The organism is Massilia sp. UYP32 (assembly GCF_050434365.1).
Lineage (GTDB): Bacteria > Pseudomonadota > Gammaproteobacteria > Burkholderiales > Burkholderiaceae_D > Telluria > Telluria timonae.
Window position 1 is genome coordinate 82,362 of record NZ_JBNDIK010000011.1, and the last position, 20,719, is coordinate 103,080.

A 20,719-nucleotide genomic window follows, 5' to 3' on the forward strand; every position below is an offset into this window, starting at 1 on the left:
AATCACCAGTGTTTGTTCCAATACCGCCATCCGTTTTATGATATGCATCGCAAGCCGGTCATTGCCGTCACCGGCTGGCATCCAACCTTCAACCAAAAGGAATCCCATGTCCGAAACCCTCACCGTCACCACCGCCGACCGCAGCTTCGACTGCTACGTCGCGCGTCCCGATGTCGTCGGCACCTACCCTGTGATCATTGTGATCCAGGAAATCTTCGGCGTGAACGCCGGCATCCGCAGCATCGCCGACAACTACGCCGCCAAGGGCTATATCGCTGTCGCCCCCGACCTGTTCTGGCGCACCGACCCAGGCATCCAGCTCTCGGAGGCAAGCGAAGCCGACGTCGCCAAGGCCTTCTCGATGTACCAGGCCTATGACTTCGACCACGGCGTGCAGGACATCGCCGCCACCATCAGCGCCGCGCGCACGATGGAAGGCAGCACCGGCAAGGTCGGCGTCACCGGCTATTGCCTGGGCGGCCTGATGACTTACCTGGCCGCGGCCCGCACCGATGGCGACGCCTTCGCGGCCTATTATGGCGGCGGCACCGACCAGTACCTGCACGAGGCCAAGCATATCGGCGCTCCCCTGCTCTACCACCTGGCCGGCGCCGACGAATACATCGGACCGGAAGCGCAGGCGCAGATCAAGGCCGCGCTGGAAGGCAAGGCCGATGCCGAAGTGCATGTGTACCCGGGCCGCGACCACGCCTTCGCCCGTCCGGGCGGCAGCCACTACGACCATGACGATGCGACGCTGGCCAACAGCCGCACCGACGAGTTCTTCGCCCGCACCCTGCGCTAAGAGCCCTGCATCAAGCCCTATCGACTGCCGGCGCCATGCCGGCAGGCGCCGTTCCCACTTCGCTTCCCTTCACTGATCCGCTTTTTTCCGCACGCCGCCATGCGTGCGGCGTTCCTCCAAGGCTCATGCTCTAATTCCAACGCCGCTGGACTCCAGACCGTCCGGCACGCCTTGCCTTGGAGAAGCCATGCTCGAATCCGTCGGTACGCCCACGCTCTATCTCTCATTCTCCGCCTTCGTGGTGGTCATGCTGGCCATCGACTTCTTCGGGCTCAAGACCGCCGGCGACCACAAGGTCAGCACCAGGGAAGCGGCCCTGTGGTCTCTCGTGTGGATCACGGTCGCCCTCGCCTTCGGCGGCTGGTTCTACTGGTACCTGGACGGCATCGCCGGGCCCGTCGTCGCGCGCGACAAGGCCCTGGAATACCTCACCGGCTACCTGATCGAAAAATCCCTGGCGGTCGACAATGTGTTCGTCTGGATCACCCTGTTCAGCTTTTTCGGCGTGCCGGCCCAATATCAAAAACGCGTGCTGATGTATGGCGTGCTCGGCGCCATCGTGCTGCGCGCCATCCTGATCTACCTGGGCGCCCTGCTGCTGGCCCAGTTCCACTGGATCCTCTACGTATTCGGCCTGTTCTTGCTGTACACCGGCATCCAGATGCTGATGTCGGCCGACAGCGAACCCGACCTGGCCGACAACAAGCTGCTGAAATGGCTGCGCGGCCATATGCGCATCACCAACGAATACCATGGCGAACGTTTCTTCGTCATCCAGAACGGCCTGCGCTACGCCACCCCGATGTTCATCGTGCTGATCATGGTCGAGATCACCGACGTCATCTTCGCGGTCGACTCAATCCCGGCGATCTTCGCCGTCACCAGCGACCCGTTCATCGTGTTCACGTCGAACGTGTTCGCCATCCTGGGGCTGCGCGCGATGTACTTCCTGCTGGCCGACATGGCCGACCGCTTCCACCTGCTCAAGTACGGCCTGGCCGGGATCCTGATCTTTATCGGAATCAAGATGCTGCTGCTCGATATCTACAAGATTCCGACCGGTATCGCGCTCGGGGTCGTCGGCGCCATCCTGGTCGTCTCGGTCGTCGCGAGCCTGCTGACGACCAAGCCGACCAAGCCGCAGAAGACCCCGCCACCGGCCGCCTGAGAGTCGACGCCGCGCAAGCCCGCGCGGCGCTTCTATCCCGCTGGAACGCCAACTCTCCCGAAGCCTGATCTTCGCCAGAGCCGCCGCGTTCGCTCCGACTACTGTATCTCGACCACCCCGCCGCGCCCATCAGGGTGCGGCGGCATGGCGTCTTGACACGAAAGGAGAATCTCATGGCGAGGTTCGGCGTAGAAGCAATCCGGTACTTCAACCATGCGCGCGCCGCCGGCGTGAGCACGGCGGGAGACCTCACGTACACCTTTAATAGAAGCAATGGGTTCGACAGCAAGTTGCGCTCGGCCGGGCACACGCGCGCCTTCTACTGGGCCAATACCGACGTCTGGGAGACCGACATCCGCGACGTCGACCAGGGCGGGAGCGACCGCAACTGGGTCGACGACGTCGACCTGTTCTGGATCGAGACGCACGGCAATTCCGAGGCCGATGGCCGGGCGCGCATGCTGTACGACATCGCGCACAGCGAATGGCGCACCTGGTCCGACGGGTGGCAACTGGGCGAGGACTGGAACAGCGAATGGGTGATGGCCTATTCCTGCCACACCGTCAACCTGGACGCCGTCGCCGGTCTGTGGAACATCTTCGCGCGCCTGCACATCTATTGCGGCGCCTGGGGCGACATGTACGACGGCATCACCACCGACGAATGCGGCGAGGACGTGGCCGACAACCTGGTCGACGGCGACACCGTCTCGGGCGCCTGGCACGACGGCGTGTCCGACTGGTGGGTCGACAACCATCCGGTCACCGTCTGCGTGGGCGACGCCGCCACCTGGAATGGCGGCGCCATCCGCTGGGATCTGTCCGCCCTGAACCGCGACCACCTGTGGGGCCACGGCGGCGTGAGTCCCGACCTGGCGCCGGCGCAGCAGGCATGTCTCTTGTGGAAGTGGACGGAGGGCTGAACCATGAACCAGCAAACCCTGATCGATACCCTGATGAAGACCGGCGCGCATGCCGTGCCCGGCCGCGCCGACGTGATCGCGCTCACCCCGCTCACCCGCGACGACGCGCGCGCCAACATGAACCGCTTCCTGACCGCGCTGCACGAAGCCGACATCTGCCGCCACGACCGCGCCAACCTGGCCGACCGCGGCGAGCGCAGCGTGGTGCACCTGGCCGACGGCGCGCGCGCCGTGGTCTACCACGCCTCGGGCGCGCTGCAGTACGTGTCCGGCCTGGCGCCGTTCCAGGCGCCGTGGCAGCGGCTGGAAGAAACGCCGGTGCTGGTGCGCCAGCTGGAACAAACCGCGCAGCGCATCGACCTCGCCGCCTGGGTCGGTGAGCGCGGCAGCCTTGCCTTCGAACGCCTGTGGCAGACCAAGGCGCGCGGCAGCGACCGCGACCAGAAGCTGTCGGACACGCTGCTGGTGCGCGCCACCGGCGCCTGGCGCCATGCGGTGGGAGAAATCCCGGTGCTGGGCGCCGCCTCGGTGGCGCTGCGCCTGGCCGGCGACGGCACGGTTGACGCGCTCGCGCTGAACATCCGCCACAGCGATGCCGAAGTGCTCGACAGCGCGCCCGTCATCGAGGCCGAACTGGCGGCGCGCCAGCTGGCCGAACGCCTGGCCAGCGTGCTGGGCAAGTCGAAGGACCGGCTGCCGGGCGACGTCGTGCAGTCGGCCGTGATGCGCTTCGGCTATCTCGACCTGGGCAAGCGCAAGGCCCAGCGCGTGCTGGCCCCGGCCTACGTGGCGCAGGTCGTGCTGCAGCACCGGCTCGAGCGCCAGGCCTATGTGCTGGCGGTGTCGGGCACCGAGCGGCCGTACATCGAGCTGCCGCTATTCGGCAACGAGGCGCCGGTGGTGCGCTCGCGTGGCTTGCATCCGGAGTGCCGTGACGGGGCATCGTGATCCGGTCACACCACGGCTGAGCGCACCTCCTGCAACAGCGACCTGATCTCGGGCAGGCACGACCCGCAGTTGCCGCCGGCCCGCAGGCAGGCGGTCACCTCGGCCGGCGTCGTCAAGCCCTGCTTCGCGATCGCCGCGCAGATCGTGTTGCGGCCGACGCCGAAGCAGGAGCAGACGGTCGGTCCCGGGTCCGGCCCCAGCGTCGGCGCGCGGCCGGCCAGCAAGGTCGCGCGTTCGCGTGCGCTCAGTTCGGCTTGCGCGAACAATCCGCCGAGCCAGGCGCGCGCCGGCAAGTCGGGCCGGCGCGACGCGAACAGGCAGGCTTCCAGGCGACCATCGACCACGAGCGCCGCCCGCAGCATGCCTTCCGACTTGTCCTCGTACTCGATCCAGTCGGCGTCCTCGTCCGCCCCGAGCAGCGCGCGCGCCATCGCGGGCGATACCGGCTCGCGACCGCCCAGCTCATAGCGCAGGAAGCCGCTGCCGCGCACGCGCGTCCAGTGCGCCACCCGTTCCAGGTTCAGTTCGGTGCGGCTCAGGATGAAGCCATGCCAGGCCACGCCGAACGGTTCCACCCGCACCGGCGTGTGCTTGAACTCGGGCTCGCCCGACACCGGATCGACCTCCGGATTGACCAGTGCGCCGACGCGCGCATCGGAGGCGTTGTGCCCATTCCAGTGGATCGGCACGAACACCGCGCCGCGCGCGATGCCGCCGCCATGCGCCACGCGCGCCACCATCGCGCCCCACTGCGAGCTCACACGGGCCAGTTCTCCTTCGCGCACGCCGGCCAGCAGCGCGTCGTGCGGATGCAAATCCACGAAGGGTTCTGCGGTGTGGCCGGCCAGGCGCGGCGACTTGCCGGTGCGCGTCATCGTATGCCATTGGTCGCGCAGGCGCCCGGTGTTGAGCGCCAGCGGATACTCGCCGCCCGGCGCGTGCACAGGCGCGCGCGGTGTGGTCGCCACGAAGCGCGCCTTGCCGTCCGGGTGAGAGAAACGACCATCGCCGAACAGCCGCGCGGTGCCCTCGGTCGGCGCGCGCAGCGGCCATTGCACCGGTTGCAGCGCATCGTAGGCCGCGCGGTCCATGCCGACCAGCGGATCGAGCCGGAAAGCGCGGCGGTAGCCGTCTTCGTCATTCTTCCAGGTGGACAGGCGCGCGTGCTCATCAAAAATCGCGTGCGCGCCGTCGTAATCGAAGCCGGCAAAGCCCATGCGCCGGGCCACCTCGCACAGCGCCTGCCAGTCGGCGCGCGCTTCTCCCGGCGCCGGCAGGAAGGCGCGCTGGCGCGAGATGCAGCGCTCGGAATTGGTCACCGTGCCATCCTTCTCGCCCCAGGCCAGCGCCGGCAGCAGCACGTGCGCATACGGCGCGACGTCGGTGTTCGCCACCACGTCCGACACCACCACCAGTTCGCAGGCGGCCAGCGCGCGCCGCACCTGGTCGGCGTCCGGCATGCTGACTACCGGATTGGTGGCCATGATCCACACCGCCTTGACCTTGCCCGCCTCCACCGCGCGGAACAGGTCCACCGCCTTCAGGCCCGGCTTGTCGGCGATGCGCGGCGCGCCCCAGAAGCCGCGCACCGCCTCGCGGTGGCCGGCGTTGTCCAGGTCGAGGTGGGCCGCCAGCATGTTCGCCAGGCCGCCCACTTCGCGTCCGCCCATCGCGTTCGGCTGGCCGGTCAGCGAGAACGGGCCCATGCCGGGACGGCCGATGCGGCCCGTCGCCAGGTGGCAGTTGATGATGCCGTTGACCTTGTCGGTGCCGCTCGAGGACTGGTTCACGCCCATCGAGAACGCCGTCACCACTTTTTCGGTGCGCGCGAACAGTTCATAGAAGGCGCGCAGCTGGTCCGGATCGACGCCGCAGGCGCGCGCCACCTCCTCCATGTCGCCGCCAAGCCTGGCCTCGTCCAGCGCCGCCTCCATGCCGCTGGTATGCGCCGCGACGAAAGCGTGGTCGACCGCGCCTTCGCGCGCCAGATGGGCCAGCAGGCCGTTGAACAGCCGCACGTCGCTGCCCGGCTTGAGCGGCAGGTGCAGGTCGGCCAGTTCGCAGGTGGCCGTGCGGCGTGGGTCGAGCACGACGATCTGCAGCTCGGGCCGCGCCTCCTTCGCCTTGACGATGCGCTGGAACAGCGTCGGATGACACCAGGCGGCGTTCGAACCGACCAGCACGATCGCGTCGGCCAGTTCGAAGTCCTCATAGCAGCCCGGCACCACGTCTTCGCCGAAGGCGCGCTTGTGGCCGGCCACGGCGGACGACATGCACAGGCGCGAATTGGTGTCGATATTGGCGCTGCCGACGTAGCCCTTCATGAACTTGTTGGCGACGTAGTAATCCTCGGTGAGGATCTGGCCCGAGACGTACAGCGCCACCGCATCCGGCCCGTGTTCGGCGATGATGCGTTTGAAGCCGTCGGCGACGGTGTCCAGCGCCTCCTCCCAGCCGGCGCGCGCCATGGCGCCATCGCGCCGGACCGCTGGCGTCAGCAGGCGGCCATCGAGACCCAGCGTCTCGCCCAGGGCCGAACCCTTGACGCACAGGCGGCCGCGGCTGGCCGCATGATCGGCGTCGCCCTCGATCAGCGCGCCGCCATCGCCCAGCGGCGTGGCTTTCACGCCGCAGCCGACGCCGCAATAAGGACAGGTGGTGCGGATTTCTTGCAGCGGGATCGGCATGTGCGACATAAATGACTCTCTTCTACGCGGCCTGCGCTTCACACATGGCAGGCCCGAACAACAATCGATCGCGCAGCGCCGACACGTCGGCCCCACGCTGGATCAGGTCGAAATACCAGGGACCATCGAGCACGTCGCCATACAGCACGGCGCCCGTGATGCGGTTCCCCTCGAGCACCAGGCGTTTATAGATGCCGGCGCGGCGATCGCGCAGCACCAGGTCTTGCGTGCCCGGCCCGCCGACGATGTCGCCGGCCGAATACAAATCGATGCCGGTGACTTTCAGCTTGGTGGCCGTGGCCTGCTGCACGTAGCGGCGATGGCCCAGGCCGGCCAAGTGGGCGGCGCACACGCGCGCCTGGTCCCAGATCGGCGCCACCAGGCCGAAAGTCGCCTTGCGATGCTGGACGCATTCGCCCACCGCGTACACGCGTGGATCGTAACTCTGCAAGGTGTCGTCGACCACGATGGCGCGCTCGACGTGCAGGCCCGCGGCGCGCGCCAGCGCCACATTCGGACGCACGCCGGCCGCCATCACCACCAGGTCGGCCGGCGCCTCGCTGCCGTCCTTGAAGCGCACGCCCTCCACCTTGCCATTGCCGAGGATGGCCTCGGTCTCGGCGCCCAGCAGGATGCGCAGACCGCGCCGCTCCAGCGCGCCCTTGAGCAGCAGCGAAGCATCGACGTCGAGCTGCTGGTTCAGCAGGCTCTGGGTGAGATGGACCACGGTCACGTCCATGCCCTGCCGCAGCAGGCCGTTGGCCGCTTCCAGTCCGAGCAGGCCGCCGCCGATCACGACCGCATGCCGGCCCTCGCGCGCCGCCTGCAGCATGGTGTCGACGTCGTCCAGGTCGCGAAAGCCCACCACGCCGGGCAGCTCGGCCCCCGGCACCGGGACGATGAACGGTTGCGAACCGGTCGCCAGCAGAAGGCGGTCGTACTGCACCTCCTTGCCCGAACGTGCGCGCACGACGCGCCGCTTGCGGTCGATCGCCACCACCGGGTCGCCCGCATGCAGGGTGATGCCGTGCTCCTCGTACCAGCTGCGCGGATGCAGCACGATCTCGTCCGCCGTCTTTTCGCCGGCCAGGACCGGCGACAGCATGATGCGGTTGTAGTTCACGCGCGGCTCGGCGCCGAACACGGTGATGTCGTACAGATCGGGCGCCAGCGCCAGCAGCTCCTCGACAGTGCGCATGCCGGCCATGCCGTTGCCGACCACGACCAATGACGGTTTCATGCGGCGACCCACACCTGTCCGCCGTCGATCCGCGCCGGATAGCTGGCGACCGAATGCGCCGGCGCTTCCAGGCACTCGCCGCTCTGCAGGTCGAAATGCTGCTTGTAGATCGGGGACGCAACGACGATGCGCTCGCCGATGCTGCCCACCAGTCCGCGCGACAGCACGGCGGCCTGCGAATTCGGATCGTAGTTATCGATGGCGAACACCCTCGGCTCATCGGCGCCGACGCGGAACACGGCCACCTGGCGGCCGTTCAGCAAGGCGCACACGCCGGTATCGGGCACGATGTCGGAAAGTAGGCAGACGGCGGTCCAGTGTTCGAGTTGAAGATCACGGTGCATGATGCTCTCCTTTATGCTGCGCTGGCGATGGGAATGACGCGACGGCGTTCGTCGAAAGTGGCGGGACGCACCTGCCCGCGCTCGGGCACGAACACGACGTTCTCGTCGACCTGCGCGCTGTTGACGAAGTGGCGGAAGCGGCGGCGCACGGTCGGATCGGTGACGGCCTCCTTCCATTCGCAGGCATAGGTGTCGACCACGTGCTGCATCTGCGCTTCCAGCTCCTGCGCGATGCCGAGGCTGTCGTCGACCACCACCGCCTTCAGGTAATCGAGACCACCTTCCAGGTTCTCGCGCCAGGTGCTGGTGCGCTGCAGGCGCTCGGCCGTGCGCACGTAGAACATCAGGAAGCGGTCGGTCAGGCGCACCACCTCTTCTTCGGAGAGGTTCGAGGCGATCAATTCGGCGTGGCGCGGCTTCATGCCGCCATTGCCGCACACGTACAGGTTCCAGCCCTTGTCGGTGGCGATCAGGCCGACGTCCTTGCCCTGGGCCTCGGCGCATTCGCGGGTGCAGCCCGAGACGCCGAACTTGATCTTGTGCGGCGCGCGCAAGCCTTTATAGCGGTTTTCCAGCGCGATGGCGAAGCCGACGCTGTCGCCGACGCCATAGCGGCACCAGGTCGAGCCGACGCAGGATTTCACCGTGCGCAGCGACTTGCCATAGGCGTGGCCCGATTCGAAGCCGGCCGCGATCAGCTCTTCCCAGATCGCCGGCAGCTGGTCCACGCGGGCGCCGAACAGGTCGACCCGCTGGCCGCCGGTGATCTTGGTGTACAGGCCATACTTCTTGGCCACCATCCCCACTGCGATCAAGCCGTCGGCCGTGACTTCGCCGCCCGGCATGCGCGGCACCACGGAGTACGTGCCGTCCTTCTGGATGTTGCCGAGGAAGTAGTCGTTCGAATCCTGCAGGCTGGCGTGCTTCGGTTTCAACACGAAATCGTTCCACACCGAGGCCAGGATGTTGGCGGCGGTCGGCTTGCAGACATCGCAACCGAGTCCCTTGCCGTGGCGCGCCAGCAGCTCGCCGAAGTCGCGGATAGCCCCGACGCGCACCAGGTGGTACAGCTCCTGGCGCGAGTAGGCGAAGTGTTCGCACAGGTGGTTGTTGACCGCCACGCCCAGTTTCTTCAGCTCGGCATTGAGGACCTGCGTCACCAGTGGCACGCATCCGCCGCAGGCGGTGCCGGCCGAGGTGCAGCTCTTGAGGGCGCCGATGGTGGTGGCGCCGCCGGCCACCGCTTCGCACAGCGCGCCCTTGCTGACGTCGTTGCACGAGCAGACCTGGGCCGTGGCCGGCAGCTTGTCGACGCCGATCGCCGGACGCGCCGCGCCGGTGTCGGGCAGGATCAGGTATTCCGGCGCCTCCGGCAGCTCGATCCTGTTCAGCATCGTCTGCAGCAGCGCGCCGTAAGCCGACGCCTCGCCCACCAGCACGCCGCCCAGCAGGTATTTGCCGCAGCTGGAGACGACGATCTTGCGGTAAGTCTGGCGACGTTCATCGAGGAACTGATAGCTGCGGCTGCCCGGCGTGGCGCCGTGGGCGTCGCCGATGCTGGCCACGTCCACGCCCATCAGTTTCAATTTGGTGCTCATGTCGGCGCCAGCGAAACCGCATTCCGTGCCTGCCAGGTGCCGCGCCGCGGTGCGCGCCATATCGTAGCCCGGCGCGACCAGGCCGAACAGTTGGCCGTTCCACAAGGCGCATTCGCCGATGGCATAGATGTGCGGGTCCGAGGTCTGGCAACGGTCGTCGATGACGATGCCGCCGCGCGGGCCGATCTCGAGGCCGCAAGCGCGCGCCAGCTCGTCGCGCGGGCGGATGCCGGCCGAGAACACGATCATGTCGGTGTCCAGGTGCGTGCCGTCCGCGAACTGCATGCGGTGGGTGGTTTCTTCGCCATCGACGATGGCCAGCGTGTTCTTGCCGGTATGGACGCCGACGCCCAGCTCCTCGATGCGGGTGCGCAGCACGCGCGCGCCTGGATCGTCGACCTGCACCGCCATCAGGCGCGGCGCGAATTCGACCACGTGCGCGTTCAGGCCCAGGTCGCGCAGCGCCTTGGCGCATTCAAGGCCCAGCAGGCCGCCGCCGACCACGACGCCCGACTTCGACCGCGCGCCGCATTCCTGCATCGCCTCCAGGTCTTCGATGGTGCGATAGACGAAGCAATCCTTGCGGTCGGCGCCCGGCACCGGCGGCACGAAGGGATACGACCCGGTCGCCAGCACGAGGCGATCGTAGGCGACGGAGGAGCCGTCGGCCAGGGTCACCTGCTGCGCCGCGCGATCGATCCCGACCACTTTCGCGTTCAGGCGCAACACCATGTCTTGCCGGTCGAAGAAGCCGGGCGCGACCAGCGACAGGTCGTCCGCACTTTTACCGGCAAAGAACTCCGACAGGTGCACGCGGTCGTAGGCCGGCCGCGGCTCTTCGCCCAGCACCGTCACGCGCAGGTCTTCCCGGCCGCTGGCGGCCAGGGTTTCGAGGAATTTGTGGCCCACCATGCCGTGGCCGATGACGACGATATGCATTTGCTGCTCCCTAATCAAGCTGCTGCGGCTGCCGGCGCCGTGCTGGCGCTGGTCGCGGTGAATCGGGCTGCGATGGCGCAGACGCTGGCGACCAGCACCAGGCCGCTGAGGATCGTGAGCGTCTGCTTGATGTCGCCCGTGCCCTTCATCAGGAAGCCGGCCGCCACCGCGCCGACGTTGCCGCCGGCGCCGACGATGCCGGCCACGCCGCCCAGCGCCTTCGGCGCGATGAACGGCACCAGCGCATAGGTCGCGCCGCACGCCATGTGGGTGAACAGGCCGAACACCAGCATCGCGACCACGGCGAACACCACGCCCTCGGCCTGGGCGAACCACAGGAGGCCAAGGCCTTCGCCGATCATCAGCACGAACAGCACGGTCACGCGGCGGTTCAGGTCACCCGACAGAGCCGCCTTGTCCGACAGCCAGCCGCCCAGCGCGCGGGCGAACAGCGCCAGCAGGCCGAAGCTGCCGGCGGCCATGCCGGCCTGGGCCAGCGACAGGTCGAAGTGCTCGACGTAGTACACGGCGGCGATGTTGTGGATGAAGATCTCGATGCCGAAGCAGGCGCCATAGGTGACGAACAGCAGCCAGGCGCGGTAGTTGCGGCAGCCGGCGACGAAGCTCGCCCAGCCGCCCTTGCCGCCGCCCTCTGGCATGCGGCCGGTCTTGCGCAAGTCGTCGTAATTGCCGGCCGGGCAATCCTGCGTATAGCGCCAGTAGAAGAAGGCCATCACGATCATCATCACGCCGGGCACCACCAGCGCCAGGCGCCAGCTCAGCGACTGGCTCACGCCCAGCATCACGATCGCGGTGAGCATCAGCGGCATGACCGCTTGCGCCGCGCCGCCGCCGGCATTGCCCCAGCCGGCCGCCGCCGCGTTGGCGGTGCCGACCACCTTCGGGCCGAACATGACGGAAGTGTGGTACTGGGTGATGACGAAGCTGGCGCCGACCGCGCCGATGCCCAGGCGCGCCAGCAGGAAGGCTTCGTAGCTCTGCGCCAGCGCCACGCCCAGCACGGGAATCGCGCCCAGGAGGAGCAAACCCGTGTACGTCTTGCGCGGGCCGTAGCGGTCGCACAGCGGGCCGACCAGCAGACGCACGAAGATGGTGATCGCGACCGCCGCGATATTGATGTTGGCGATCTGCTCCATCGAGAGCCCGAATTCGCCCTTGATGACCGGCATCAGCGGCGCGCAGGCGAACCAGGCGAAGAAGCAGATGAAGAAGGCGACCCAGGTCAGGTGGAAGGCGCGCATGGGCGCGCCCTGGAAGGAAAAGAGCTTGATGCTGTCCGCTTTGCTGGCCATTGTTCTTCCTTTGAAAAACGAAAAGGCGTCCGCGCTTGCTGCCATGGGCAGTAGCTGCGGACGCCGTTGTCCTGTTGCCGTCCCCGCGTTGGGCCGGCGCTAAGTGAAAATCGTGAAGAGAATCGCCATTGATCCTGTCAGAGGTATGAGCAAGAGGCGTGCCACCGCGGCTTCAGGGGGCGTACCTCAACGGACCGCATCCGGATGCTGCATTGCGGTGCATCGCTCACCATGATGATGCGCCCGCATGCACCGCGTTCAAGATCGCGCTGGTGCGCGGGCCCAGGCCTGCGGGTCGCCGCCATCCCATACCCGTCCGCCGAGCAAGGTCGAGCTGCGCATCGGAGAGGCGGGCAGCATCGTGCCGGTGCGTTCGGCCGCTTCGCGATACAGGTCGATGCGGTTGACCTGGGCCGCCAGCGCCAGATAAGGAGGCGCTTCGCGCAGCAGGCCCCAGCGCCGGTGCTGGGTCATGAACCACATGCCGTCCGACAGCCACGGGAAGTTGGCCTCGCCGTCGGCGTGGAAGCGCAGGCCGTTGTGACCGCGCCAGCCGCCGCCTCCCCGGTGCTCGTCGATGTGGCTGCCGGCCAGGCAGAACTGCAGCGTCTCGCGGCTGGCGTTGACATAGGCGGGACTGGCCAGCACCTCGGCCGCGGCTTCGCGGTTGGTGCGCGAGGCGTCGAGCCAGCGCGCCGCTTCCAACAGCGCGGCAATCATGGCGCGGCAGGTGTTCGGGTGGCTGGCCGCGAAGGCGGCGCGCGTGCCGAGCGCCTTGCCCGGATGGTTCGGCCATATCTGTTCGCTGGACGCGGCCTGCACCCCGGCGCCGTCGCGCTGCGCGCGCTGGCCCCACGGCTCGCCCGCGCAGAAACCATCCATATGCCCGGCCGCCAGGCTGGCCGCCATCTGCCCGGGCGGCACCGTCACCGCCTGGCAGTCGGTGAGCGGATCGATGCCATGCGCGGCCAGCCAGTAATACAGGAACATCGCGTGGTTCCCGGTCGGGAAGGTGTGGGCCAGGGTCAGCTTGCGCCCTTTCTCGTCCACCTCGCGCCGCAGCAGGCCGGGATCGCGGGCGGCGTTGGCGAGCGCGCGCGACAGCGTGATGTTCTGGCCGTTCTGGTGCAGGTTCATCAACACCGCCATATCGCACTGCTGGGTGCCGATGCCGTTCTGGATGCCATACACCATCCCGTACAGCGCATGGGCCGCGTCGAGCTGCTGGCCGATCAGGCGGTCGCGCATGGCGGTCCACGACAGCTCGCGGGTGAGCTCGAAGCGCACGCCATACTGCTCGTCGAAGCCGAGCACCGACGCCATCACCAGCGGCGCGCAATCGGCCAGCGGCATGAAACCGATGCGGACGGTCTCGATCTCGGGCCGGTCGGTGCCGGCGATCCAGGCGCCTTTGCCTGCCAATGTCATACGTCTCCTTGTCCTTGTATATAGTAAAGCGTGGCCTAGCCCAGCAGGTCTTCCACGTCGATCAGGCGCTGCGCGACTTCGGCCAGCTTCAGGTTCTTGTTCATCGCCAGGGTGCGCAGGCGCTGGTAGGCCTGCTCCTCGGTCAGGCTGTAGCGGTTCATGAGCAGGCCCTTGGCGCGATCGACGGTCTTGCGCTCCGCCAGCTTCTGGCGCGTGTCGCTCAGCTCGTCGAGCAGCTTCTGCTCGCGCCGGAAGCGCGCCAGCGCCACGTCCAGCACCGGCTTGACGCGTTCGGCCTGCAGGCCGGCCACGATATAGGCCGAGACGCCGGCGTCCATCGCCGCGTCCATGCTGGCCGGCGCATCGTCTTCGGTGAACAGGACGATCGGCCGCCGCGCGTCGCGGGTGGCGATCACGATGTGCTCGAGCACGTCGCGCGCGTCGGACTCGCTGTCGGCGATGATCAGGTCGGGCTGCAGCTGGGCGATGCGCTCGGGCAGGAAGACGTCGGCCGGGAGCGAGGCGATCAGGTCGTAGCCCGATTCGAGCAGGCCGATGCGCAGCGCCGTGCTGCGCCGGGCCTGCGCGGCCTGGGCGGCATCCGGGTCGATGCCGGGTGCTGTTGCGGAAAGCACGACGACGATCCGCAGGTGTGGTGAAGCACTGTCTCGCGATTTCATGTGCTTACGATATGCAAGATTCGCACCAGGCGCGAGCATCGACGATTGCCCATGCCCTTCTTATGCAAAACCCCTTGGCCGAGATATTCGCATGACGAATATCTTGCATGAGAGCAACTTTGCAACCATTCATCAGACGCATCGCTGGAATCACAAATCTAAAGTTTGTTTATGACGGAGACGCCCCTATACTGCAACGCAACATCGAAGTATTTATCTTAGGGGAACTATCATGACTGCAGCCATCCAACGCACCAGCTTCTTCGCGGCAGCCATCTCGGCCATCCGCAGCTTCTCGCAAGAACTCTACGTCGCCCACGGCGGCTACGCTCCGGCAGTGCGGGGTTGATCATGCACCCGCTCGAATATATCACCATCGCCCTGGCCGTCGTGGCCGTGGCAGCCCGCGTTTCCATGTTCCTGCCGCGTCCGCCAAAGGGTCCGTTCAAGGCCATGTAATTCATGTGCGATTGCGGCGCACCATCGTCGCAATACCCGCTCCGCCTCTCGCGCCGGCCGTACTGACGTACCGCCGGCGCTTGTCTTTACAGCAAAAAAAACCTGTCATATTTCGCGGTCGCGGTGAGTGCCTGCGCTAGAATGCATGCGCATTTCTGGCAAGCATCTTTGGCAACCAAGCCATTTCTCACTCATCAGACTCCACATGCGAACACCTGCACTTACCCTGTTTGCGGCCTCTTTCGCCGCACTGATCGCGCTGCCGGCGGCGGCATCCACCCCCATCACCCTCGACCAGGCCATGAGCCATCCAGACTGGATCGGCACCCCGGTGGAAGACGCCTGGTTCAGCTGGGACGGCAAGCAGGTGTACTACAAGCAGAAGCGCACCGGCTCGCCCGTGCGCGACGTGTTCCAGGTCGCGGCCGGCAAGGCCCGGCTGGTAGCCGATGCCGAACTGCCGAAGATCGACAGCGCCGACGTGGTCTACAACCGCAACAACAGCCGCATGCTGGTCCTGCGCAACAACGACCTGTTCGAGCGAGACCTCAAGTCGGGCCAGCTGGTCCAGGTCACGCGCGGCGCCAGCCGCATCACCGCCGCCCAGTACACGGCGGACGAACGCGCGGTCCAGTACCGCATCGGCAACGACTGGTATGTGTGGGACCGCGGTAGCCGTGTCACCGGCCCCGCCGCCCTGCCGCGCGCCGCCAAGGACCCGAACGCGCCCGAGGACGATCCCTACCGTTCGACCGAACTGCGCCTGATCGAGCACCTCAAGCGCCAGAAGGATGACCGCGACGCCCTGCGCGCGCGCGCCGACGAACTGCGCCGCGCCGACGCCTCGATGGCGCCAAGCCCGGTCTACCTGGGCGACAAGGTCACCATCGAAGGCAGCTCGCTCTCGCCCGACGGCCGCTGGCTGCTGGTGGTCACCGCCGCCAAAAGCGCCGACAAGGGCCGCGCCGGCAAGATGCCGCGCTACGTGAACGAGTCGGGCTACGAGGAAACCGAAGACGTGCGCACCCGCGTCGGCCGCAATATGCCGGTGCCGCATGCACTGAAGCTGGTCGACCTGCGCACCAACAAGGTGCAGGACATCGCCTTCGACGCGCTCCCGGGCGTCAACGTCGACCCGCTGGCCGAGCTGCGCGCCGCCGCCAGGAAGGACCCGCTCAAGGGCAACCGTCCGGTGGTCGTCTCGGGCGGCCGCAACGCGATCGACTGGAGCGCGAACGGCGCCAACGTCGCCGTCATGCTGCGCGCGGTCGACAACAAGGACCGCTGGATCGCCAGCGTCGACCTGGGCGCCGCGAAACTGAAGCCACTGCACCGCCTGACCGACGGCGCCTGGGTCAACTACGACAACGCCGAATTCGGCTGGCTGCCGGACAACCGCACGCTGTGGTACCTGTCCGAGGAAAGCGGCTACTCGCACCTGTACACCAAGGACAGCGCCACCGCCGCCGCCCCGCGCGCCCTGACCACGGGCAAATGGGAAGCCAGCGACGTGCGCTGGACCTATGACGGCAGCACCGCCTACATGCTGTGCAACCGCGAGACCCCGGGCGACTACGAAGTCTGCGCCGTCGACGCCAACGGCGCGAATGGTGCGACCAAGGTACGCGAAGTGACGAAGCTCGATGGCGTCGAGAAGTTCGCCCTGTCGCCGGACGAGAAGAAGCTGCTGGTGCACTGGTCGTCCAGCTACACGCCGATCCAGATCGCGACCGTGCCGGTCTCGGGCGGCGAAGCGAGCAAGCTCACCGACACCCGCACGCCGGACTTCAAGGCGCGCGAGTGGATCCAGCCAGAGTACGTGGCCGTGCCTTCCAGCGCCGGCGGCGATCCGGTGTGGGCCAAGCTGTATCGTCCGGCCCAGCTCGAGCCGGGCAAGAAGTATCCGGTCGTGATGTTCGTGCACGGCGCCGGCTACCTGCAGAACGTGAGCAAGCGCTATCCGAACTACTTCCGCGAGCAGATGTTCCATAACCTGCTGGTGCAGAACGGCTACGTGGTGCTGGACATGGACTTCCGCGCCTCGAAAGGCTACGGCAGCAAGTGGCGCACCGCGATCTACCGCCAGATGGGCCATCCGGAACTGGAAGACTACGTCGACGGCGTCAAGTACATGGTGAACCAGCACCAGGGCGACGCCGCCAACGTCGGCATCTATGGCGGCAGCTACGGCGGCTTCATGACCTTCATGGCCCTGATGCGCGCGCCGGACACCTTCAAGGCCGGCGCCGCGCTGCGCCCGGTGACCGACTGGACCACCTACAACCACGAGTACACCGCCAACATCCTGAACACCCCGGACATCGATCCCGAGGCGTACAAGAAGTCGTCGCCGATCGAGTACGCGCAGAACCTGAAGGGCCACCTCTTGATCTCGCACGGCATGATCGACGATAACGTGTTCTACCAGGATTCGGTGCGCATGGCGCAGCGCCTGATCGAGATGAAGAAGGACAAGTGGGAACTGGCGAGCTATCCGCTGGAGCGTCACGGCTACGTGCAGCCGGAGGCGTGGTATGACCAGTATCGCCGGATTTATGAGCTGTTCGAGCGCTCGCTCAAGCAGAAATAATCCCCGGTAATCCGGAAGGCGCCTGCGGGCGCCTTCTGTCGTTTACGGGTGCGGCCCGAGGAAGTCGAGCAGGGTCAACGCGACGACCTTGGTCGCGCGGCGCAAATCTTCCAGCAGCAGACGTTCGTCGGCCTTCTTGGCGTTCGATTCCTCCACCGTGCGCGGCCCTGCGCCATACAGCACCGCCGGGATGCCATGTTCACCATACAGCCGCGCATCCGCATACAGCGGCGTGCCATGCGCGGGAATCTCCTCGCCCATGACGGCGCGCCCATGGCGCTGCAAGCGCTCGACCAGCGGCGCCACGCCCGGCAAGGGCCGCAGCGCCTGCGACAGCAGCAGGCGCCGGATCTCGAGGCGGATGCCGGGCAGGCCGCGCACCGCGTTCTCGATCAGGGCGCGCACCTGCGCCTCCACCAGCGCCGGGTCTTCTTCCGGGATCATGCGCCGGTCCATCCGTAACACCACCTTCCCCGGCACCACATTGGTATTGGTCCCGCCATCGATGCGGCCGACGATCATGGTCGGCGAGCCGATGCCTGCTACGGCGCTGCGGATCTTCTTCAGCGCCGGCAGTTCGCCATAGATCGCGTTCAGCACTTGTGTGGCGGCCTGCAGGGCGTCGACCGCCGTCTCGGGGATCGCGCCATGGCCCGCCCTGCCGTGCACGGTCACTTCGAGCTGCAGGCAGGCGTTGTGGGCGGTGACGATGCCATGGCCGAAGCCGGCCGCGATCACGTAGTCGGGGCGGGTCAGGCCCTGCTCCAGCAGCCAGCCCGGTCCCAGCAGGCCGCCGACTTCCTCGTCGTAGGTGAAGTGCAGTTCGACCGCGCCCGACAAGGCCACGTCCATTGCCTCCAGCGCGCGGGTCGCGAACACATAGGTGGCGAAGTCGCTCTTGGAGACCGCCGCCGCGCGCCCGTACAGGTAACCATCGTCGATCACGGCGCCATACGGCGGTCGGGTCCAGCCTTCGCCCGGCGGCACCACGTCGCCGTGGGCGTTCAGCGCCAGCGTGGGGCCGTCCCCGCCATAGCGGCGGCGCACGATCAGGTTGGTGATGCTCTCCAGGCCATGGTCGCGCACCTGCTGCGCCGGCACCGCATGGCGCTCGACCGGCCAGCCGGCGCTTTCCAGCATTCCCGCGATTGCCTCGGCATGCGGCGCGTTATTGCCCGGCGGCGTATCGGTCGGGATCCGCACTACCTCCTGCAGGAAGGCGACCTGTTCGTCGAAGTGGGCGTCGATCCAGCCGGTGACGCGTTCATGCAAGGGATTGTTCATGGCGCCTTTCCTGTGTTTGTGCCGGTGACCGCGCCGGCCTCGAACCAGGCCCCCACCTGGGCGCGTTCGGCATCGGTCATGTGGGTGAGATTCGCCAGCGGCATGGCTTTCAGTTGCACCGTCTGCTGGTAGATGCGGGCCGCATGCTGGCTCACCAGCTCCGGCGTGTCGAGCATCACGCCGCCCGGCGCCGCGGCGAAACCGGGTTGCGTCGGCTGCTGCGCGTGGCAGGACACGCAGCGCTGGTCCATGATCGTGCGCACCGCCGCAAAGCGCGCCGCGGCGTCGACACCGGCGGCGGCCGCCGGATCGGCGCCGGCGCGCGGCCTTGGGGCCAGCACGACCGCCAGCGCCAGGAGCAGCGCCACGCCGGCGGCCGGATACCGCCATTCGATGCGGCCCTTGTGGCGCAGGTTGAAGAAGTGGCGGATCAAGACCCCGGCCAGCATGATCACGCCCAGCACGGCCCAGGCATGCGGATGGTTGTAGGTCATCGCATAGTGGTTGCTGATCATGATGAACAGCACCGGCAGCGTGAAATAATTGTTGTGGACGCTGCGCTGCTTGGCCTTGATGCCGTGGCTCGGGTCGGGCTTCTCGCCCGCCAGCATGGCGTTCACCATCTTGCGCTGTCCCGGGATGATCAGCATCGCCACGTTCGCCACCATGATGGTGCCGATCATCGCGCCCACGTGCAGGTAGGCGGCGCGTCCGCTGAGCAGGTGGGTGAGCACCCAGCTGCTGCCGACCAGCAGCAGCCAGATGGTGGCGCCGAACGCCAGCTGGTGCTGCACCAGCTTCGACCGGCACAGCAGGTCGTACACGATCCAGCCGACCACCAGGCTGCCGATGCCGATGCCGACCGCCTGCCAGCCCGTGAGGTCGGCCACGCTGCGGTCGACCATCATCGCCTTCGCGTTCAGGTAGTAGACGACGGTCAGCAGCGCAAAGCCCGACAACCAGGTGGAATAGGCCTCCCACTTGAACCAGTGCAGCTCCGGCGGCAGCTCGGCGGGCGACACCAGGTATTTCTGCGGGTTGTAGAAGCCGCCGCCGTGCACCGCCCACAGCTCGCCGGACACGCCCTTGCGCTCCAGGTCGGAACCTGGGGCCGGCGGTTTGATGGTGTTGTCGAGCCAGACGAAATAGAACGAGGCCCCGATCCAGGCGATGCCGGTGATGATGTGCAGCCAGCGCAGCAGCAGGTTGAACCACTCCAAAGCATATGGCGCCAGGTATCCGGTGTCGAACATGGGCTTCCTCGTGAACGCTGAGATGGATCGAAGATACGCTGATTCCAATTTCTGCGACATGAAATTTAGCGTATATTCAACATATCTACCTTGATATACGTTCCGCCCTTGCGATGTCCAGCCTGCCCCGCAACCTCGACCTGCACCTGATCCGCATCCTCTACCTGCTGCTGGTGGAGAAGAACGTCTCGCGGGTGGCGCTCAAGCTGAACCAGCCGCAGCCCTCGATCTCGGCTTCGCTGCGTAAGCTCCGCGAGCTGACCGGCGACCCGCTGCTGGTGCGCGGCGCGCGCGGCATGGTGCCGACCCAGCACGGCGAGAGCCTGCTCAAGCCGGCCAAGCGCATCCTCGACGAAGCCGAGAGCCTGTTCGTGCGCAAGGCGCCGTTCGTGCCCGAGCAGGCGACACGCACCTTCCACATCGCCGCCCCCGACTATCTCGACGCCCGCTTCCTGCCGAACGTGGTGGCGCTGCTGCGGCGCGGCTCGCCCGGCAGCAAGGTCGTCATCCACGCCCTCGGCCCCGGCCTGGACTACCTGCGCATGCTGTCCGACGGCGACATGGACCTGGTGATCGCCAACTGGGACGAACCGCCCGCCCACCTGCACATGTCCAAGCTGTTCGAAGATCCGATCATCTGCACCATGCGCGCCGACAGCCCCTACGCCAGGCGCACGGCGCCGGACGCGATGACGCTCGAGGATTACCTCGACCTGCCGCACGTGGCCCCGACCCAGATGCTGCCGGGCTACCACGGCGTGATCGACGCATACCTCGAGCGCCACGGCCTGCAGCGCCGGGTGGCGGTCGAGTCGCCCTATTTCGGCGTGATTCCGTATATGCTGACCCAGAGCGACCTGGTGCTGACCACCGGCCGCCAGTTCATCCGCGCCTTCGAAAAGACGCTGCCGCTGAAAAGCTTCACGGTGCCGCTCAAGTTTCCGCCGATGCGCTTCTACCAGCTGTGGCACCAGCGCGTGCACCAGTCCACCGAACACAAATGGCTGCGCGACCAGGTGAGCAGCGCGGCGCGGGCCCTCAATCAAGAATAGCCAGGAGC

General features: G+C 67.1%; 15 protein-coding genes. 6 read left to right on the forward strand and 9 right to left on the reverse strand.

The genetic code is table 11. From position 1 onward, the window contains the following. Positions 1–106 precede the first annotated feature (106 nt). From ABIB42_RS10515 to ABIB42_RS10530, 4 genes are all read left to right on the forward strand, one after another. Complete coding sequence (locus ABIB42_RS10515) at positions 107–805, forward strand: dienelactone hydrolase family protein (protein ID WP_273162044.1); 699 nt, start codon at positions 107–109, stop codon at positions 803–805. Positions 806–992: 187 nt separating this feature from the next. Beyond that, positions 993–1,973 (forward strand): TerC family protein, encoded by a 981-nt coding sequence (locus ABIB42_RS10520; protein ID WP_005668422.1) that lies wholly within the window; start codon positions 993–995, stop codon positions 1,971–1,973. 173 nt (positions 1,974–2,146) lie between these two features. After that, positions 2,147–2,896, forward strand: a complete 750-nt coding sequence (locus ABIB42_RS10525; protein WP_005668420.1) for a DUF6345 domain-containing protein — start codon at positions 2,147–2,149, stop codon at positions 2,894–2,896. Between the two features lie 3 nt (positions 2,897–2,899). Next, positions 2,900–3,844, forward strand: coding sequence for a hypothetical protein (locus ABIB42_RS10530; protein WP_429248294.1), 945 nt, complete (start codon positions 2,900–2,902; stop codon positions 3,842–3,844). A 5-nt stretch (positions 3,845–3,849) separates the two neighbouring features. Here the strand turns inward: ABIB42_RS10530 and ABIB42_RS10535 are convergent, their stop codons facing one another. From ABIB42_RS10535 to ABIB42_RS10565, 7 genes are all read right to left on the reverse strand, one after another. Then, on the reverse strand, positions 3,850–6,540 hold the full coding sequence (locus ABIB42_RS10535; RefSeq protein ID WP_429248295.1) for a molybdopterin-dependent oxidoreductase: 2,691 nt from the start codon (positions 6,538–6,540) through the stop codon (positions 3,850–3,852). Positions 6,541–6,553: 13 nt separating this feature from the next. After that, positions 6,554–7,771 carry an NAD(P)/FAD-dependent oxidoreductase gene (locus ABIB42_RS10540; protein ID WP_312486982.1) on the reverse strand — a complete coding sequence of 406 codons (1,218 nt, stop codon included), beginning with the start codon at positions 7,769–7,771 and terminating at the stop codon, positions 6,554–6,556. Next, on the reverse strand, positions 7,768–8,115 hold the full coding sequence (gene nirD / locus ABIB42_RS10545; RefSeq protein WP_005668412.1) for a nitrite reductase small subunit NirD: 348 nt from the start codon (positions 8,113–8,115) through the stop codon (positions 7,768–7,770). The genes ABIB42_RS10540 and nirD overlap by 4 nt, the downstream gene beginning before the upstream one ends. Before the next feature lie 11 nt (positions 8,116–8,126). Next, on the reverse strand, positions 8,127–10,652 hold the full coding sequence (gene nirB / locus ABIB42_RS10550; protein ID WP_429248296.1) for a nitrite reductase large subunit NirB: 2,526 nt from the start codon (positions 10,650–10,652) through the stop codon (positions 8,127–8,129). A 14-nt stretch (positions 10,653–10,666) separates the two neighbouring features. Next, positions 10,667–11,965, reverse strand: coding sequence for an MFS transporter (locus ABIB42_RS10555; RefSeq protein WP_429248297.1), 1,299 nt, complete (start codon positions 11,963–11,965; stop codon positions 10,667–10,669). A gap of 258 nt (positions 11,966–12,223) precedes the next feature. Further along, positions 12,224–13,393 (reverse strand): CmpA/NrtA family ABC transporter substrate-binding protein, encoded by a 1,170-nt coding sequence (locus ABIB42_RS10560; RefSeq protein WP_429248298.1) that lies wholly within the window; start codon positions 13,391–13,393, stop codon positions 12,224–12,226. Between the two features lie 35 nt (positions 13,394–13,428). Continuing rightward, a complete protein-coding gene (locus tag ABIB42_RS10565) occupies positions 13,429–14,073 on the reverse strand; it encodes an ANTAR domain-containing response regulator (protein ID WP_040776989.1) in 645 nt (214 codons plus the stop codon). Positions 14,074–14,737: 664 nt separating this feature from the next. Between ABIB42_RS10565 and ABIB42_RS10570 the strand changes: the two genes are divergently transcribed. Beyond that, on the forward strand, positions 14,738–17,122 hold the full coding sequence (locus tag ABIB42_RS10570; RefSeq protein WP_005668403.1) for a S9 family peptidase: 2,385 nt from the start codon (positions 14,738–14,740) through the stop codon (positions 17,120–17,122). Positions 17,123–17,164: 42 nt separating this feature from the next. On the opposite strand, the gene ABIB42_RS10575 is transcribed toward ABIB42_RS10570, so the two are convergent. Further along, complete coding sequence (locus ABIB42_RS10575; protein WP_429248299.1) at positions 17,165–18,406, reverse strand: M20/M25/M40 family metallo-hydrolase; 1,242 nt, start codon at positions 18,404–18,406, stop codon at positions 17,165–17,167. Further along, on the reverse strand, positions 18,403–19,659 hold the full coding sequence (locus tag ABIB42_RS10580; RefSeq protein ID WP_429248300.1) for a urate hydroxylase PuuD: 1,257 nt from the start codon (positions 19,657–19,659) through the stop codon (positions 18,403–18,405). Before ABIB42_RS10580 ends, ABIB42_RS10575 begins: the two co-directional genes overlap by 4 nt. A gap of 113 nt (positions 19,660–19,772) precedes the next feature. Here ABIB42_RS10580 and ABIB42_RS10585 point away from each other — a divergent pair, with 113 nt between their 5' ends. After that, complete coding sequence (locus tag ABIB42_RS10585) at positions 19,773–20,711, forward strand: LysR family transcriptional regulator (protein ID WP_005668398.1); 939 nt, start codon at positions 19,773–19,775, stop codon at positions 20,709–20,711. Positions 20,712–20,719: the final 8 nt, after the last annotated feature.

What these genes read in the sequence shown, in the direction of transcription:
- ABIB42_RS10565 (WP_040776989.1), bottom strand. Translation starts at nt 14,073, where the DNA reads ATGAAATCGCGAGACAGTGCTTCACCACACCTGCGGATCGTCGTCGTG.
- ABIB42_RS10530 (WP_429248294.1), top strand. Translation starts at nt 2,900, where the DNA reads ATGAACCAGCAAACCCTGATCGATACCCTGATGAAGACCGGCGCGCAT.
- ABIB42_RS10570 (WP_005668403.1), top strand. Translation starts at nt 14,738, where the DNA reads ATGCGAACACCTGCACTTACCCTGTTTGCGGCCTCTTTCGCCGCACTG.
- ABIB42_RS10580 (WP_429248300.1), bottom strand. Translation starts at nt 19,659, where the DNA reads ATGTTCGACACCGGATACCTGGCGCCATATGCTTTGGAGTGGTTCAAC.
- ABIB42_RS10575 (WP_429248299.1), bottom strand. Translation starts at nt 18,406, where the DNA reads ATGAACAATCCCTTGCATGAACGCGTCACCGGCTGGATCGACGCCCAC.
- ABIB42_RS10525 (WP_005668420.1), top strand. Translation starts at nt 2,147, where the DNA reads ATGGCGAGGTTCGGCGTAGAAGCAATCCGGTACTTCAACCATGCGCGC.
- ABIB42_RS10540 (WP_312486982.1), bottom strand. Translation starts at nt 7,771, where the DNA reads ATGAAACCGTCATTGGTCGTGGTCGGCAACGGCATGGCCGGCATGCGC.
- nirB (WP_429248296.1), bottom strand. Translation starts at nt 10,652, where the DNA reads ATGCATATCGTCGTCATCGGCCACGGCATGGTGGGCCACAAATTCCTC.
- nirD (WP_005668412.1), bottom strand. Translation starts at nt 8,115, where the DNA reads ATGCACCGTGATCTTCAACTCGAACACTGGACCGCCGTCTGCCTACTT.
- ABIB42_RS10560 (WP_429248298.1), bottom strand. Translation starts at nt 13,393, where the DNA reads ATGACATTGGCAGGCAAAGGCGCCTGGATCGCCGGCACCGACCGGCCC.
- ABIB42_RS10535 (WP_429248295.1), bottom strand. Translation starts at nt 6,540, where the DNA reads ATGTCGCACATGCCGATCCCGCTGCAAGAAATCCGCACCACCTGTCCT.
- ABIB42_RS10555 (WP_429248297.1), bottom strand. Translation starts at nt 11,965, where the DNA reads ATGGCCAGCAAAGCGGACAGCATCAAGCTCTTTTCCTTCCAGGGCGCG.
- ABIB42_RS10515 (WP_273162044.1), top strand. Translation starts at nt 107, where the DNA reads ATGTCCGAAACCCTCACCGTCACCACCGCCGACCGCAGCTTCGACTGC.
- ABIB42_RS10520 (WP_005668422.1), top strand. Translation starts at nt 993, where the DNA reads ATGCTCGAATCCGTCGGTACGCCCACGCTCTATCTCTCATTCTCCGCC.
- ABIB42_RS10585 (WP_005668398.1), top strand. Translation starts at nt 19,773, where the DNA reads ATGTCCAGCCTGCCCCGCAACCTCGACCTGCACCTGATCCGCATCCTC.